At 55.9% G+C, this 14,457-nt stretch carries 16 protein-coding genes and 1 tRNA gene; 11 read left to right on the top strand and 6 right to left on the bottom strand.

Annotated elements, in window-relative coordinates; translation table 11 throughout:
- Positions 1 to 209 precede the first annotated feature (209 nt).
- Together ACO6S1_RS04800 and ACO6S1_RS04795 are read right to left on the bottom strand one after the other, a co-directional pair.
- Complete coding sequence (locus ACO6S1_RS04800; protein WP_422345190.1) at positions 210 to 1,253, bottom strand: sugar-binding domain-containing protein; 1,044 nt, start codon at positions 1,251 to 1,253, stop codon at positions 210 to 212.
- A gap of 60 nt (positions 1,254 to 1,313) precedes the next feature.
- Complete coding sequence (locus tag ACO6S1_RS04795) at positions 1,314 to 3,317, bottom strand: glycosyl hydrolase (RefSeq protein ID WP_422345189.1); 2,004 nt, start codon at positions 3,315 to 3,317, stop codon at positions 1,314 to 1,316.
- 54 nt (positions 3,318 to 3,371) lie between these two features.
- On the opposite strand from ACO6S1_RS04795, the gene ACO6S1_RS04790 reads away from it, so the two are divergent.
- Positions 3,372 to 3,563 (top strand): hypothetical protein, encoded by a 192-nt coding sequence (locus ACO6S1_RS04790; protein WP_422345188.1) that lies wholly within the window; start codon positions 3,372 to 3,374, stop codon positions 3,561 to 3,563.
- Positions 3,564 to 3,570: 7 nt separating this feature from the next.
- Here ACO6S1_RS04790 and ACO6S1_RS04785 read toward each other — a convergent pair.
- Positions 3,571 to 3,659: transfer RNA gene (locus ACO6S1_RS04785), tRNA-Leu, on the bottom strand.
- Positions 3,660 to 3,785: 126 nt separating this feature from the next.
- Between ACO6S1_RS04785 and ACO6S1_RS04780 the strand changes: the two genes are divergently transcribed.
- A complete protein-coding gene (locus ACO6S1_RS04780) occupies positions 3,786 to 4,187 on the top strand; it encodes a hypothetical protein (protein ID WP_422345187.1) in 402 nt (133 codons plus the stop codon).
- A gap of 23 nt (positions 4,188 to 4,210) precedes the next feature.
- Here the strand turns inward: ACO6S1_RS04780 and ACO6S1_RS04775 are convergent, their stop codons facing one another.
- Entirely contained in the window at positions 4,211 to 4,972 is a 762-nt protein-coding gene (locus ACO6S1_RS04775; protein WP_422345186.1) for a zinc-ribbon domain-containing protein, read from the bottom strand.
- 201 nt (positions 4,973 to 5,173) lie between these two features.
- Between ACO6S1_RS04775 and ftsE the strand changes: the two genes are divergently transcribed.
- The 7 genes from ftsE to ACO6S1_RS04740 all read left to right on the top strand — a co-directional run bounded on the left by ftsE (position 5,174) and on the right by ACO6S1_RS04740 (position 10,430).
- A complete protein-coding gene (gene ftsE, locus ACO6S1_RS04770) occupies positions 5,174 to 5,884 on the top strand; it encodes a cell division ATP-binding protein FtsE (protein ID WP_422345185.1) in 711 nt (236 codons plus the stop codon).
- An 11-nt stretch (positions 5,885 to 5,895) separates the two neighbouring features.
- Positions 5,896 to 6,822: a cell division protein FtsX gene (locus ACO6S1_RS04765; RefSeq protein ID WP_422345184.1), complete on the top strand. Its 927-nt coding sequence runs from the start codon at positions 5,896 to 5,898 to the stop codon at positions 6,820 to 6,822.
- Between the two features lie 9 nt (positions 6,823 to 6,831).
- On the top strand, positions 6,832 to 7,365 hold the full coding sequence (locus tag ACO6S1_RS04760) for a YdcF family protein (RefSeq protein WP_422345183.1): 534 nt from the start codon (positions 6,832 to 6,834) through the stop codon (positions 7,363 to 7,365).
- A 2-nt stretch (positions 7,366 to 7,367) separates the two neighbouring features.
- Positions 7,368 to 8,057 (top strand): lysophospholipid acyltransferase family protein, encoded by a 690-nt coding sequence (locus tag ACO6S1_RS04755; protein WP_422345182.1) that lies wholly within the window; start codon positions 7,368 to 7,370, stop codon positions 8,055 to 8,057.
- A gap of 150 nt (positions 8,058 to 8,207) precedes the next feature.
- Positions 8,208 to 8,951, top strand: a complete 744-nt coding sequence (locus ACO6S1_RS04750) for a hypothetical protein (protein WP_422345181.1) — start codon at positions 8,208 to 8,210, stop codon at positions 8,949 to 8,951.
- Positions 8,948 to 9,925, top strand: coding sequence for a hypothetical protein (locus ACO6S1_RS04745; RefSeq protein ID WP_422345180.1), 978 nt, complete (start codon positions 8,948 to 8,950; stop codon positions 9,923 to 9,925). The genes ACO6S1_RS04750 and ACO6S1_RS04745 overlap by 4 nt, the downstream gene beginning before the upstream one ends.
- 166 nt (positions 9,926 to 10,091) lie before the next feature.
- Entirely contained in the window at positions 10,092 to 10,430 is a 339-nt protein-coding gene (locus ACO6S1_RS04740) for a hypothetical protein (protein WP_422345179.1), read from the top strand.
- Between the two features lie 197 nt (positions 10,431 to 10,627).
- On the opposite strand, the gene ACO6S1_RS04735 is transcribed toward ACO6S1_RS04740, so the two are convergent.
- Positions 10,628 to 11,536 carry a prephenate/arogenate dehydrogenase family protein gene (locus tag ACO6S1_RS04735; protein WP_422345178.1) on the bottom strand — a complete coding sequence of 303 codons (909 nt, stop codon included), beginning with the start codon at positions 11,534 to 11,536 and terminating at the stop codon, positions 10,628 to 10,630.
- Positions 11,536 to 12,633: a histidinol-phosphate transaminase gene (gene hisC / locus ACO6S1_RS04730; protein WP_422345177.1), complete on the bottom strand. Its 1,098-nt coding sequence runs from the start codon at positions 12,631 to 12,633 to the stop codon at positions 11,536 to 11,538. Before hisC ends, ACO6S1_RS04735 begins: the two co-directional genes overlap by 1 nt.
- A gap of 111 nt (positions 12,634 to 12,744) precedes the next feature.
- Here hisC and metX point away from each other — a divergent pair, with 111 nt between their 5' ends.
- On the top strand, positions 12,745 to 13,869 hold the full coding sequence (gene metX, locus ACO6S1_RS04725) for a homoserine O-acetyltransferase MetX (protein ID WP_422345176.1): 1,125 nt from the start codon (positions 12,745 to 12,747) through the stop codon (positions 13,867 to 13,869).
- On the top strand, positions 13,866 to 14,456 hold the full coding sequence (gene metW, locus ACO6S1_RS04720; RefSeq protein ID WP_422345175.1) for a methionine biosynthesis protein MetW: 591 nt from the start codon (positions 13,866 to 13,868) through the stop codon (positions 14,454 to 14,456). The genes metX and metW overlap by 4 nt, the downstream gene beginning before the upstream one ends.
- The last annotated feature ends 1 nt before the right edge of the window (position 14,457 follow it).

Below are 14,457 nucleotides of genomic sequence, written 5' to 3'. Positions count from 1 at the left end.
ACAGCAAGCAAGCGATTGAATGCAGACGTCATGAAATCCGTGCTGACTTAAGCCTCTATAGTTGGGCAAGCACTGCGTTAATGACCACTTTCGGGATGAACGGCTCTGTTATGCCGCGTGAACAGGTGACACATTCATGACCGCGCTCCGCTTTTCCTGACGCGTAAATGCAAGCATCCGTCATAGGTTTGCCGATCGGCGCCGGTCTTTCAATTTTGCCAATGCAATTTGACCGGCCCAAGCAATCCCGTTGCAACAAGGCTTTCCGAACGATCTTTGAATTGTGAAAAGCGGATGTCTCCATCGCGCGCCTTGCCGATAAATGCGTTGCGCTGGGCAGGGAACAGCCGGACCGCAATGTCATTTTCACCTTCATTGAGGAATTTCCCGATGTCGACCGAAAAAGGATGATAGGCCAAGCGCGAAACATAGCGATTATTGACGTAAACCTCCGCTGCGCCCTGCACCAAGCCCAAATCAAGCTGCACACATTGTTTGCCGCCCGGGAAATTGAATGTGGTCGTGTAATCTGCCGGTCCATCATGATAGCGCAAAATGTCGACGGTTCGCCAATCCGGTAGGTTGTCGAGCACCAGGTCTTTGGCAATAGTCTCTGATTCTACTGTCCATTGGTTGAGGGCCAGATCTTGCGTTCGATCGGGGCATCTGGCTTGCGCGGCAATATCGGGAGGTTGAAGGTTTTCCACGATGAACCGCGAACCATAAGGCTCCAGCGGCATAACATAGTCACCCTGATCATTCACCGGCACTAACCCTTCCACAGCGCCTGTCATGGGGTTGAAAATCCATCGATCTATCGAGGGATCGCCCTGTAATCGGAGCACAACATCATCAGGAGAGATACTCGCGATAAAATCGATCCGGCCATTGGGACCAACTTGTCGGGTCACGCGTCTTGCGCCGGACGCATCGGAAAAGCGCAGACCCGTTGTCCTTAGCGCGGCAAGACTGGATATATAGCGCCTATCGTCGGGGAAGATCGTCACGTTCTTGTGCGATTTTGCTCGCTGCAAGGCCCGCACAAGCCGGGCGCTTTGCTCCGAAAATTTGTTATATCCCGGCGGCAGGGCAGGCGGTTCGCCCAAAATGTGAATCTGCGCCCCCGCATCGGCCAGACTAAGCAGATGTTCCATATCCGCAGCCGGCATTTTATCGACAAAGGGCACCAGAATCGCCCGATAGGCTGCGCCGGATGCAGGGAGCTTGCCGGATTCCACTAGACCTGACGTCAAGGCGTGACTGTTGAACCAGTTCCAGGTGACACCCTGCGCGTCGATATCATGTGTCAGTTGTCACACCTGATGCAGCCATTGGACATCCGGATTGAGATCGGGGGCCTTTTCTCCGTCAGCGCCATTCTTGCCATCCACCTTTATCGCCTGCATCGATGGTGGGTCGGTATCGGCCAAATGCCCGTGGTACAGATGCTCTTCGGCAAAGCCATTGCCGGACAGCTTGTTGGGAAAACCCAGCAAGGGGTAATAGATCAGCAGGTCATAGTCGGGAACGCCCTGACGCAACAGATAATGGCTGCGTGCGATATATGTGTTCAGCGGCGGAAGATCTTTCCAAAAAATATTGTCCGGCGTAGCATTGAAAGTGAAGGAGAGCGCAGACGACATGTTGCTCAAGCCCGCTGGCATTGACCATGGATACCAGTTCACCTTTCCCATTGCTTCCGTGCCGGTTTGCCAGGGATAGGTGATGCCGTGATAGTGGATCTGATTGATGCCATTGAACAAAACTTTGTCAGCCATCATCTTGAGCCGGCGCGGCGTAAACGAATAGTCCCGGCCTACCGACACAAAAGTCTCGGCCGCCACAATCGGGCGTCCGTATAGTGCGCCCGCTGCAGAAGCCAGCTTCAGGAACAGGTCGGTGCCACCAGCATAGAGTTGCTCCGTCTGCGGAACATCCAAACGTCCCATTGCCCGGATCGTATCGATTTTCAGGCCGAAAACTTCTCCCACAGATTCCATTCCCTGGGCATTCGACCAATCCGTTAATTCGCCGAGATAATTTTCAATATAGAGGTCGGACACCGTCTGATCATAATCATGGCGGATATTGTCATCATGTGCGGTCAATACATAGGATGGCTGGGCATTCAGGCCCAGAACATGGGCGGCAAAATGATGGCGCCCATCTACGGCAATGGCAGGCAGGAAGGGTGTCAGATTATATCCGCGGCGATTTTCAAACTCTGACAAGAAGTCGGATGTCACGTGCGTGTTGACGGCAAATTCGGCGCTATCGACAAATATCCCGCGCACGGCCTTGCCAAAATCTTTCGGTAAACCCGTTTCGGTGCCGAATGAAAATTCCAGATGCCTTCTGACTTCGCCCTTGTCGAAATGATCGAGCACAAAGCCGCCTCGCGGATAGGCCCCTGTGGTGGCGGATCCAAGCGATGCGGACGGACGCTGATAGGCGGCAATGATCAGCCAGTCTCCCTCGGGTGCTTGCCAGCGAACCTTGCCTTGTTCGTCCACTTTATCGGTAATATCGATCACAGATTCGGGATCTAGGTGAAGCTGATCATCCAGATTGAAAAAGAAACGGCTGCGGTCACCGATAATGGGCTTGGCTGCCAAGACGGAAACGATCTTTCCGCCATCATGGGTGAAATTGACGACGTCTTCGTCCGAGAATATTTCCAGCGCCAACAGGAGATAATCCGCATAGGTCGGCTTGGGTTTGGGAAGGGACATATCGATGAGTCTGCCACCTTTTACCGAAATCTCCGCAAAGCTGAGGTCGGCAACCCCGCGTTCCGGCGTGATATGCGGTCCATTGGCGGGCCAGCCGGAGGATTCCCCCAAGTCAATTTGCATCCCGCGTTCTTCCAGCATCTCCAATACGCGGCCCAGCTTTCGGAAATACTCCTGCGTGCCAACCGAAAGCACGCGGCGAGCAAGTTCCGGATCCTCTTTCCAGCCGGTATTGACCGCAAAAGCCTCATGCTCGAACCCGGCAAACCCCATGGCGGCCAGCTCATCAAGTTGCTCTTCTACTTGCACCAGATCAATATCGCCACCGGGCCACCACCATGCCCATGGGCCGAATTTACGCGGCGGGCTGAGCAGCAGAGAGGGATCATACGCAATGGGATCATAGCTCGGAGTAAGGCCTTGCTCTACCGGAGGCCGATCCAATGGTGCGTCTGCAATCGCATTCAGCGCATTGATATCGCGCCAGGACAGCGCCGGATTTGGTCCCGCGTCAGGAACCGCAAAGCCGGAATCGATTGCTGATTTCAGCCACAGCCCGGCGACCATGAAAAAGAGAAAGACCAATAAAACAAGCCAAAGTAACAGGCCTTTGATCGCACCGTTCCGCAACAGGAGAGAATGGAACAGCCGCTGAAAAACACTCTTTTTGACAGCCATCAAGCGGCCATTGCTAAAACGGGCATCCGGCAGTGCTCCACAATTAAATCAATTGATTTACATGCGACACAGATAGACATGATGTCAAGACGCAACAGCGGGCGGGTCGATCAGGCCGCCGCGGGAAGCATTAAGCCATATGGATTTTCGTGAGAAAAACTGGTGCGGTCGAGAAGACTCGAACTTCCACGGGGTATTAACCCCACAGCGACCTCAACGCTGCGCGTCTACCAATTCCGCCACGACCGCACTGTCATCCGAACCGGGCCATGAGCCCCTGGTAGGCGCGTGCCCTTAGCAAAGGGTGGATAGGCCCGCAACAGATATTGTTGCAGCGGGCGACATGCAGTGATGCAATTAACGCGGCGACCAAAAATGTCCCCATCTCATACAGTTTCACTCGGTTCGTCCGTTTTATGGGGTAAGAGAACGGAAAATTGGTCTGTTAACCTTTTATTTACCTTGTCAGGCGGCGGTGTTGCGCGCTTTCTTGTTGCCATGCGCAGCTTAACATTCTTTCTGATGCCCGTGACCATGATGTTGCTATGCACATCTGCAGCTGCGCAAACAGCGCCTTATTCCGGTGCGCGGTCGCAAGCGACAGCGTCCGCCCGCATCATCAGTGCAGAGACGGTCCGTTTTGGCAATCTGCCCCAGCAAAAGGCGGCACGACAGGCATCAGATGGAAAAGGCCGCCATGTCTTTCCGCTGGCCCGTACGCTGGGCGCTGTCTCTCGCGGCGATCAGCCACATGTGATCGTTACCGAATTCCACTGATTTCCGTTCCGGTGTTTCCAGCGCTATTCGCGGCTTACGTCCGCCCAGCCAACTTCAAGCTGGCTCGCCGCACGCGGCACATCCAGCTTGGCTTCGTTGAAATTGATCTTTGCGCCAGGCGCCAGCTCTTTCGCCGGTGCCTTCATTTTCCAACTGTAAACAATCCGGCCGCTGGCATCGCGCAGAATGACGAGCATGGGCGGGATCGACTGGTCGGTGTCGGACGGATTGATGATGGTCCCGCTGGCGGCGAAATATTCCGTGCCATCCTGAAGCGTGCGGCGATCCTGTTTTTTGCTCAGTTCGATTAGCAGCGGGGTATCGTCGACCGATGCCATTTGATATTTTTCGAACCAGTTTGACGGACCAAGGGCATAGAGCAGGCCGCCGCCGATGATGACAAGGCTGGCAAAAGCAACCGCGGCAATCGTCCATAGCTTGGCCGGATTTCGCCGCGGTTTGAACGGAGGTTCATGTGCAAAGCTGCTGGTTTCGGACACAAAAGGCGGCGTGACAGCCGCTGTTGGCGGGGCGATTGGTGCCGCAGGCGCTGCGCTATTGTCGTCGGGCTTTGCGGAAGGCCCCGATGGTGCAGTTCCGGCAGCAGATGCACCGCCCGGCGCAGACGGTGTGGTCGGCGCCGCTGCTTGGGCCGGTTCTGGTGGAGCCGGTTCCTGAAACCAGTTATGACGGCATGACGCGCAGCGCACTGACCGGCCGTTCGGGCCAATCGCGCTGTCGGGCACGAGATAACGTGTTTTACAAGCCGGACAATTCAATATCATGACGTCCCTCTAAACACGCCAATCCAGGAAACTGCAAGTCTGTGGTTGATCCTTTTGAGGCAAGTGCCTTTTTTTCCACGTTTTCATGTCACTATGGCTGCCGGATTGATACGCTGCAGTTGATTTATCAGCCGGTAACGTCCTATTGGAACAACATAATATGATGCGTCTCAACCCGATCAAGCGATATGAAAAATCCCGATGAATGAAATTGTTCAATTTGAAAATGTCGGTCTGCGTTACGGGGCGGGGGTCGAGACGTTATCGGACCTCACTTTTACGCTCTATCCCGGCAGTTTCTATTTCCTGACGGGGGCTTCCGGTGCCGGCAAAACATCGCTTCTGAAACTGCTTTATCTGGCGCAGCGACCGAGCCGCGGCCTGATCCGTCTATTTGGCGAAGATGCCGTGACGATGGCACGGGAGCGCCTGCCCGGATTTCGCCGGCGCATCGGCGTGGTCTTTCAGGATTTTCGGCTGGTGCCGCATCTTTCTGCTTTTGACAATATTGCCCTGCCGCTGCGCGTGGCCGGAGTGAAGGAAAAGGACCTCACAACACCGGTGGCAGAGATGCTCGACTGGGTCGGCCTCGGCGACCGTGCAGAAGCGCGTCCAGCCACATTATCCGGCGGAGAGCAGCAACGCGTTGCAATTGCCCGTGCGGTTATCGGCCGGCCAGAGATATTGGTGGCGGACGAGCCCACCGGCAATGTTGATCCGGAAATGGCGGTGCGCCTGCTGCAATTGTTCGAAGCGCTGAACACATTGGGCACGACCATCGTCGTCGCCACCCATGATATTCACCTGCTCAGCAAAGTTCCGGGGGCACAGATGATGAAGCTCGAAAAAGGCGGGCTTTCGGACCCGACCGGATCCCTGCGCAATCCGCCCTTGCCGCGCGACAGAGCCTAGGTAGCGGCCTGATGCTCAACCTGTTTGTGATTCCCGGCCACGATCGCCGCTTGATACCGGAAGGGCGCTTGTCCGGACCGATGCCCTGGGTCATCGCTATCATGATTTTCCTGATGGTGCTCGCAACCGCAGCGGGCCTTGCCTTTGCCGAAGCCGGGCAAAATGTCTCTGCGCAACTGTCGAGCCGCGCGACGGTCCAGATTATCGAGGCCAATCCCGATCTCAAGGCGCGGCAAACCAGCGATGCGGCGGCACGGCTGCGCGGTATGGAATTGGTCGAGGAAGTGCGCGTCTTGCCGCCGGAAGAGATTGAGGAGCTGATTGCACCCTGGCTGGGCCAGACAAGCGGGGCGCGGAATGGCGGAGATACCGGCGGATTGCTGGAAGACATCCCGATGCCGGCTCTGATCGACCTGAAGCTGGTGCGTCCAGCGCGAGAAAGAGAGCTGGAAGCGTTGCGCGCAGCGATCAGCCCGCTCGCCGAAAGTGCACGGGTTGAACCCAGCAGCGGCCTGATCGCGCCGGTTATGTCTTTGATTCAATCGCTGCAGTGGATTGCATTTGGTCTTGTTATGTTGCTGGCATTGGCCACGGCGGCTGCGGTGATCATCTCCGCACGCGCAGCACTTAACACGCACAAGGAAACCATCGGAGTGATCCATCTGCTCGGCGGTACAGACCGGCAGATCAGCCGGTTGTTTCAGCGGCGCATTGCGCTTGATGCGCTGCTTGGCGGACTATTGGGGCTGGTTTGCGGTGCGGCGATCATCTTGCTGCTCGGCATGCAGCTCTCGGCTCTGGGCTCCGGGCTCATGCAATCGCTGGGACTATCCTGGTATAGCTGGTTGATTATCGGTACCGTTCCGATATTGGGGATGATCCTGGCAATGGTGACTGCGCGGATGACGGTCATGGGCGCGCTGAAAAAGATATTGTAGTCACATCATATGTTAATTCGTTTCTTCTGTTTCTTGCTCCTGATCTGGATGATCGGCTTTGGCTGGTTTGCGGTGGATTTGCCGCGGGCGGCAGATGAAAACGTAGAGACCGATTCTATCGTGGTGCTGACCGGCGGGCCGCAGCGGATCGAGCATGCGCTGCAACTGCTGGAAGCCAATAAAGCCAAAAACCTATTGATTTCAGGGGTAGACCGGGATGTGAAACCGGGTGAACTGGCGGCGGCCTATGATCGCAATCTGACCTTGTTTGACTGTTGCATCGATCTTGGATTTCAAGCGGTAGATACGCGTTCCAACGCGCTGGAAACCGCGCGCTGGGCCGCCCGGCGGAAAGATACATCTATCCGGCTGGTCACATCGGACTGGCATATGCGGCGGGCGCGGCTGGAGCTGGAGCGGGCCGTGCCAGCGGATATCGCCATTATTTCCGATGCGGTGCACAGTGCACCCAGCCTTGGCACCCTGTTCAAGGAATATAATAAATATCTGATGCGCCGTCTGGCGGCATTGGCGGGGGTTTAGCCATGTTGGCAGCAATCCGGTCGATCATCTTCATTCCGCTATTCTATGGCGGATCCACGCCGATTATCATTCTGTCCTTCTTGGTCGCAGTCTTTTCGGTGCGCGGCACCCATTATATGGCGCAGTTATGGAGCCGCTATCATTATCTGTGCGCGCGCCTGATCCTTGGCATAAGGGTCGAGATAAAGGGCGAAATCCGCAACGAGCCACTGCTCTATGTTTTTAAGCATGAAAGCATGTTTGAAACGATCGACCTGCTGCGCATTTTCGACAAACCGGTGGTGATTGCCAAGAAAGAGCTGCTGGTCATCCCGCTCTGGGGCTGGATTGCCAAAAAGCACGGGCTTCTGGGGATCGACCGCAATGGCGGTGGCGCGGCGATGCGGCAGATTATCAAACAGGCCAAGCGCGCTGTGGCCGAGGGGCGCCCGATTGTCATCTTCGCCGAAGGCAGCCGCGCGCATCATGGCGAAAGACCAGAGCTGCAAACCGGTTTTGCCGGTATCTACAAATTAATGGGATTGCCGCTTGTACCAGTGGCGCTGGATAGCGGCATCGTCTCTCCGCGCGATACATTCGTGCAGAAAAGCGGTGTGATCACCTATGCAGTGCAGCCGGAAATCGAACCGGGCCTCGACCGCGACGATATTCGTGACCGCGTGCATGCGGCGATTAATGTTTTGAATGATTGAAGGCTGCGCAGCGGGCGTCCGCTTTGGGCGCAAACACGGACATTGGACTATACGTTCTAAAGCTATATCAACCCATTCAAGTTATGGCACTTAGGGCTGTAGATTTGATTATGAAAAGACGCGTAAACACGGGGAATGGGGGTAACTAAAATGAGACCAAAACCGCTGCGCGGCATATACTGCCGTATGATGGCGGGCAGTTCCACCCTCGCGGCGATAGCCCTCGCCCAAGCAACTCCCGCCCTTGCTACCGAAGCGCCAGACATCTCCATTTGCAACGACCTACCGAGTGATCCGGAAATCACAGTAGACCGCGTAGATCCCATCTCCCTGCCAGCCGACTGGAAGGGAATTGCCACATCTTCGCGCAACTGGATCGCGGTATGGACCGAGCATAGCAGAACCTATTGCGTGGAAACCGCATGGATGTTTGAGGCCACCAATCTCGAGCGATTTGGTGAACGCTTCCTTGGCTTTGACTGGGTCGGTCTTGAGGCCTTCGGCTATGTACTGATCGACCGGGCCCGCCAAGGCCGCGAGATCGATACAGGTTCCAGACCGCTTTTTTCGCCCGACGGTATCAGATTAGCCACGTTGCAAAGGTCCGATGCAAACTATGGCGGTTTTGAAGGTTTCGCGATCTGGCAAACCTATGGAGGCGTGCTTGAGCCCTACATTGTTAATGCCGGGCCGCCACTCTATCCGATGTATGATTGGCGGATAGACCGCTGGGAGGGGAATGACTGCCTTCATATATCAGCGGTCCCTTATGAACGCTTTGAAGGCAACTGGGACATCCTTTCCAGCGTCACACGAGACCGCTACGTGTCCAGCGCTTCCAATGATTGGCAAATCCTTGAAGGAGTGAAATGTGAAATAGGGAATTCACCATGAACGCTTTGCTTACCCGTTGCAGATTATTCACCGCCAGTGTCGCCATGATGCTTTCGGGTTGCGCAGGGACGGCTAGCCAGCCTGTGGCGGTTGACTGGCAAAATGCCATGGCTGCCTTCGCTATCGGAGAGCAACAGTCGCCTATGGTCTTCACCATGAAGGACGCTGCGCGCTGTAGGGGCCGCTGGTTGTTCCACGCCGACGCCTTGAAAGGAGGCGCTTTCCCAGATGCGGCGATGGGCGTCTTCATCGAGGAGTTGCGGTTCACCTCCGCCATGGGTGGGGCTGATTTTTTCCTAATCGAGGACGGCGATCATCCCGCCAATCGGAATGCTACCAAGGATGCCGACCGCCTAATGGCGCTGGCATTGGCAGGTGATGGGGCGGCAGCGCGCACTTATTTCGAGAATCTCGGCCAATGCTACGCCCGGCCCGAAGAGGTGCGAGACGTGCCCGAATTGGCCACAGATGCAGCAGCGACGATCACGCGACAGTCGGAAGCATTGTCGATCGAGCCAGTATCAAGCGATTTCGATGAGCCTGTGAACCAGCAAAGGCTCGCCTTTATCGAACTGTTCGTGCAGCGATTGCGCGCCGGCGCGCCGGTTGCCGATCTGCTTAAGCCACAGATATCCTACGTTTATGCGGTCAAACACGACTGTGCAGCTGCAACGACCGGCTATATTGACCTGCTGCCCGCCAGTGACGTCGACACCGGGTTTCCATTTGTAGCCACTTACACTTGGGAAAGTCCGGATTGCGTAGTGCCACCCGAACTCGATTCAATAGAAGCCTTCAACCTGAAGGCAACCATGTCACAGTGGAACCGGATAGAAGCCGCTGCCGAGGATCACAATTTTGACGTTTTCGTCTTAGCGGACAGAGCGAGAAACGACTACCTGCTCATCAGCATTGAACCTTATCGCAAAGGCTATGCCGTCTCGAAAATCGAGTATCGGCTGGAAAGGCTCTGACAATCACGCGGAGACTGCTTTGCTGATACGAAGCTGCCGTTCCGCTTCCTTCCCGAGATGTGATTAAGATCACATTGACATGACTTCCGGAATCGTAACACGCCCGCGGGGGCTTTGCCAAGCTTCTGTTTAGCGATGATTTATTTGGAAAAACGAAAGAAAATATATGAAAAAATTCTATACCTTTGCGGCGTTGAGCGCTGGTGCCCTTATGATTACTGCGTGTAGCGGCGGAGCGGAAGAATCTGGCACTAGCTCTGAATCGACTGAAGAAGTAGCTTCTGAGCAAACGTCAGACGAATGCACCCAGGAATCTGCAACGGCAAAAGTGCAGGCGCTTTCGGAAAAAATGCAGGGCTTGGCTAATGACCCCGCAGCGATGCAGGAAATGGCCGTCAAGTTGCAAGAGATCCAGGAAAAGGTTCAGGCTGGTGCAGCTGACGGTAGTTTTGACTTGGCAGCAGCATGTGCAGTTTATGACGAGATGCTTGCAGAAGCCGAGTAATCGAAATTAAGAGCCAGCTATGGTGCGGCGCCCCATAGCTGGTTTCTTTTGGATCTCGTTTTTCAATGATATTATATCTTGAACGCAAAATTTTCCAAATGCGAGCTCATGTTCCACTATGCGGCTGCGTGCTCGTGTCGGCTTTCGGAATCAGGCGGGCGTTGCCTTGAGTCGGACAGATAACTTCTATCTTGCCCTTATTCATGACTCCGGCCGAAATCGGGCGCGGCATCGTCCTGGCCTTCCTCGATGATCCGGCGGCGGATGGCGCGGGTTTTGGTGAACAGGTCAAACAGCTCGTCGCCCTTGTCCCAGCGGATCGCGCGTTGCAATGCCGTGAGGTCTTCGGAAAAACGCTGCAGCATTTCCAGCACCGCATCCTTGTTCGACATAAACACATCGCGCCACATGGTCGGGTCGGACGCTGCGATGCGCGTGAAGTCGCGGAAACCGCCGGCGGAATATTTGATCACTTCGCTGCGGGTGACGTCTTCAAGATCGGACGCGGTGCCGACAATCGTATAGGCGATAAGATGCGGCAAATGGCTGGTCACTGCGAGCACCAGATCATGATGTTTCGCATCCATAATCTCGATATTCGCGCCGAGCTTTTCCCAGAAAGCGCGTACGCGTTCAATATCGCCTTCCTGTGCATCTTCGGGCGGGGTCAAAATGCACCAGCGGTCGTGAAACAGGGTCGCGAAGCCCGCGTCCGGACCGCTATGCTCGGTACCGGCGACAGGGTGAGCGGGAATGATCCGCGCATCCGGCAAAGCGGCTTGCAGAGAGGCGATGACATTGCCCTTGGATGATCCAACATCGCTGATAACCGCGTCTTTGGGCAGGTCTTCCGCCATTTCCGAGGCGATTGACGCCATGGCGCCAACCGGCACACAGAGCATTACCAGATCGGCATCGATGACCGCTGCCCCGGCGCTATCGGCCACGTCATCGCAAAAGCCAAGCTCCTGCACGCGTGCACGAACCGCGGGATCGGTATCATATCCGGTAATTCTTACGGTCGGCATGCTGGCTTTCACGCCATGGGCAATGGAGGACCCGATCAGGCCAAGACCAATGATCGTAAGATTGGCAAAGGGCAGCATTAGTCAGCGGTTTCCAATATGGCGCGCAAGGCGTCCATGAAACCGCGATTTTCTTCCTCGGTGCCGATCGTGATGCGCAGCGCATGGCCCAGCCCCTGTGCTGGCAATCTGCGGACCACATAGCCGGTTTCGACCAGTTTCCGGTCCGCCGTTTCCGCGCTCACCGGCCCGTCAAACAGCACCAGAATGAAATTGGCGGCGGACGGAATGGCGCGCAGACCATGATTGGACAAGGCTGCTATCTCGTTCATCATCCATTCGCGCCATTTCGCATTATGCTCCCGGCTATGGACGACAAATTGCTGATCTGCCAAAGCCGCGATTGCAGCCGCCTGTCCGGCGCTGGTCACATTAAACGGTCCGCGGATCCGGTTAAGCGTATCGATAAGATGCGGCTGTCCATAAGCCCAGCCAATGCGCTCGGCAGCGAGACCATAAATTTTTGAAAAAGTCCGTGTTATCAGGACATTGCCATGCTGGCGCGCCAGGTTGAAACTGGCTGTGCCATCATTGTCGAGATATTCGCCATAGGCCTGATCCAGCACCAGCACGACATCCTCCGGCAGGCCGGCATGCAGGCGTTCGATCTCACTGTCAGATGTGATCGTGCCGGTTGGATTATTGGGATTAGCGAGATAGACGACCCGCGTTTTGGGCGTCACCAGCGCGAGCAGCCCGTCCACATCGGTGCCATAATCGTCGTCCGGGGCCATCACAACATCTGCGCCGACCTTGCGTGTGGCAATTTCGTATACCATGAACCCGTAATTGACATGGATAATCTCGTCACCAACACCGGCATAGCCTGCGGCAACCAGATTCAGCAGCTCGTCGGATCCGGTACCGCAGACGATCCGGTCGGCTTCCAGGCCATATGTATCCGCCAGGGCAGCACGCAGGGCATGGCTGGCCGGATCGGGATAGCGGGCGACATGGCCGGCCTGTGCGGCCAGTGCCGTGCTGGCATCGGCGCTACAGCCGAGCGGATTTTCATTGGCGGAGAGTTTGACGAGCACGCGCCCATCATCGGCTTTCGCCTTGCCGGGTGTATAGGCGTGAATCGCCGAGATATAAGATTTAGGCTCTGGATTGTTCATGGTCCGGCCTTACCCGCGCGATCAACATCGATCAACAACAGTGTTCACGGCCGCCGCGTTAAGCGCCTATAAACGCTTGCTAGTCTGCGCCTGCCTGATATTGCTACGCCGATGAATGAGGATGATCGGTTCGGTTTGAACAGGAATGTTCGCCTGCTTGGGCCGCTGCGACTGGACAGCGGGGCAGAGCTTACGCCTGTAGAACTGGCTTACGAGACTTACGGAACGCTTAATGCCGACGCCAGCAATGCAGTGCTGATCTGTCATGCGCTGACCGGGGATCAATATGTCGCCTCAACCCATCCGGTCACCGGCAAAGACGGCTGGTGGGTGCGCATGGTGGGGCCAGGCAAACCGATTGATACCGACCGGCATTTCATCATTTGCGCCAATGTGATTGGCAGCTGCATGGGTTCTTCCGGCCCCGCGACCATCAATCCCGCGACGGAAAAACCATGGGGCATGGATTTTCCGGTGCTGACCATCGCCGATATGGTGCGCGCACAGGCTTTGTTGCTTGACCATCTTGGCATCGCTTGCCTTCATGCCGTCATCGGCGGGTCGATGGGCGGAATGCAGGCGATCAGCTGGACGGCGCTATATCCGGAACGGGTACGATCCGCGGTAATTATCGCTTCCGCCGCACGCCATAGTGCACAGAATATTGCCTTTCATGAAGTCGGGCGCCAGGCGATCATGGCCGACCCGCGCTGGCGCGGCGGGGCTTATTATGCCGATGATGATCCGCCGAGCAGCGGCCTCGCCGTAGCACGCATGGCTGCACATATCACCTATCTCTCCGAAGAAGGCCTGACCGAAAAATTTGGTCGGCGCCTGCAGGACCGGGACAGCAAGACTTTCGGTTTTGACGCTGATTTTCAGGTGGAAAGCTATTTGCGGCATCAGGGGATCAGCTTTGTCGACCGCTTTGACGCGAACAGCTATCTCTATATTACGCGGGCGATGGATTATTTCGATCTGGCCGAGGCCCATGGCGGCACGTTGGCTCACGCGTTCAAAGGATCAAAAACACGTTTCTGTCTGATCAGCTTTGACACCGACTGGCTCTACCCCACCAGTGAATCGCGAACCATAGTCCACGCACTCAATGCAGCCGGTGCAGCGGCCAGCTTTGTCGAATTGTCGAGCGCCTTTGGCCATGACAGTTTCCTGCTGGAAAATCCCGAAATGAACCGGATTGTAGACGGCTTTTTGAAAGCTGGGGAAAGCCTGTGAACAAGCTGCGCCCGGACCTTCAGATTATCGCTGACAATATAGCACCCAAAGCCCGTGTGCTTGATATTGGCTGTGGAGATGGCGCGTTGATGATGGCCTTGCGCGACCAGAAACAGGTTGACGCACGGGGACTGGAAATCAATCCCGGCAATGTTGCCAGTGCGGTGAGCAAAGGCCTGTCCGTGGTGCAGGGTGATGCCGATACGGATCTGTCCGCCTATCCGGACGAAAGTTTCGACTATGCGGTACTCAGCCAGACGCTTCAGACTACGCACCGCCCTGACATGATAATTGATGAATTGCTGCGCATCGGAAAGCAGGCCTTTGTCAGTTTTCCCAATTTCGCCCATTGGCGTGTGCGCATGTCGTTGTTGATGGGTGGCCGGATGCCGGTTACGCGATTGCTTCCGCAAACTTGGTATGACACGCCTAATATCCACCATGTAACGATCGATGATTTCCGTGCCCTGGTGCGCGATGGCAAGCTGACGCAGCAGGGGGAATGGTTCCTGAGTGGTGACAAGCAGACGACGCGCGGGATGGCTAACCTGCTCGCCGAGCATGCAGTGTTTTTGTTGCGGCGGTGAT

This window comes from Parasphingorhabdus sp. (assembly GCF_965233695.1).
Taxonomy (GTDB): Bacteria; Pseudomonadota; Alphaproteobacteria; order Sphingomonadales; family Sphingomonadaceae; genus Parasphingorhabdus.
Note: the sequence above shows the minus strand (reverse complement) of the source record. Positions and strands in the feature narration are given on the sequence as shown.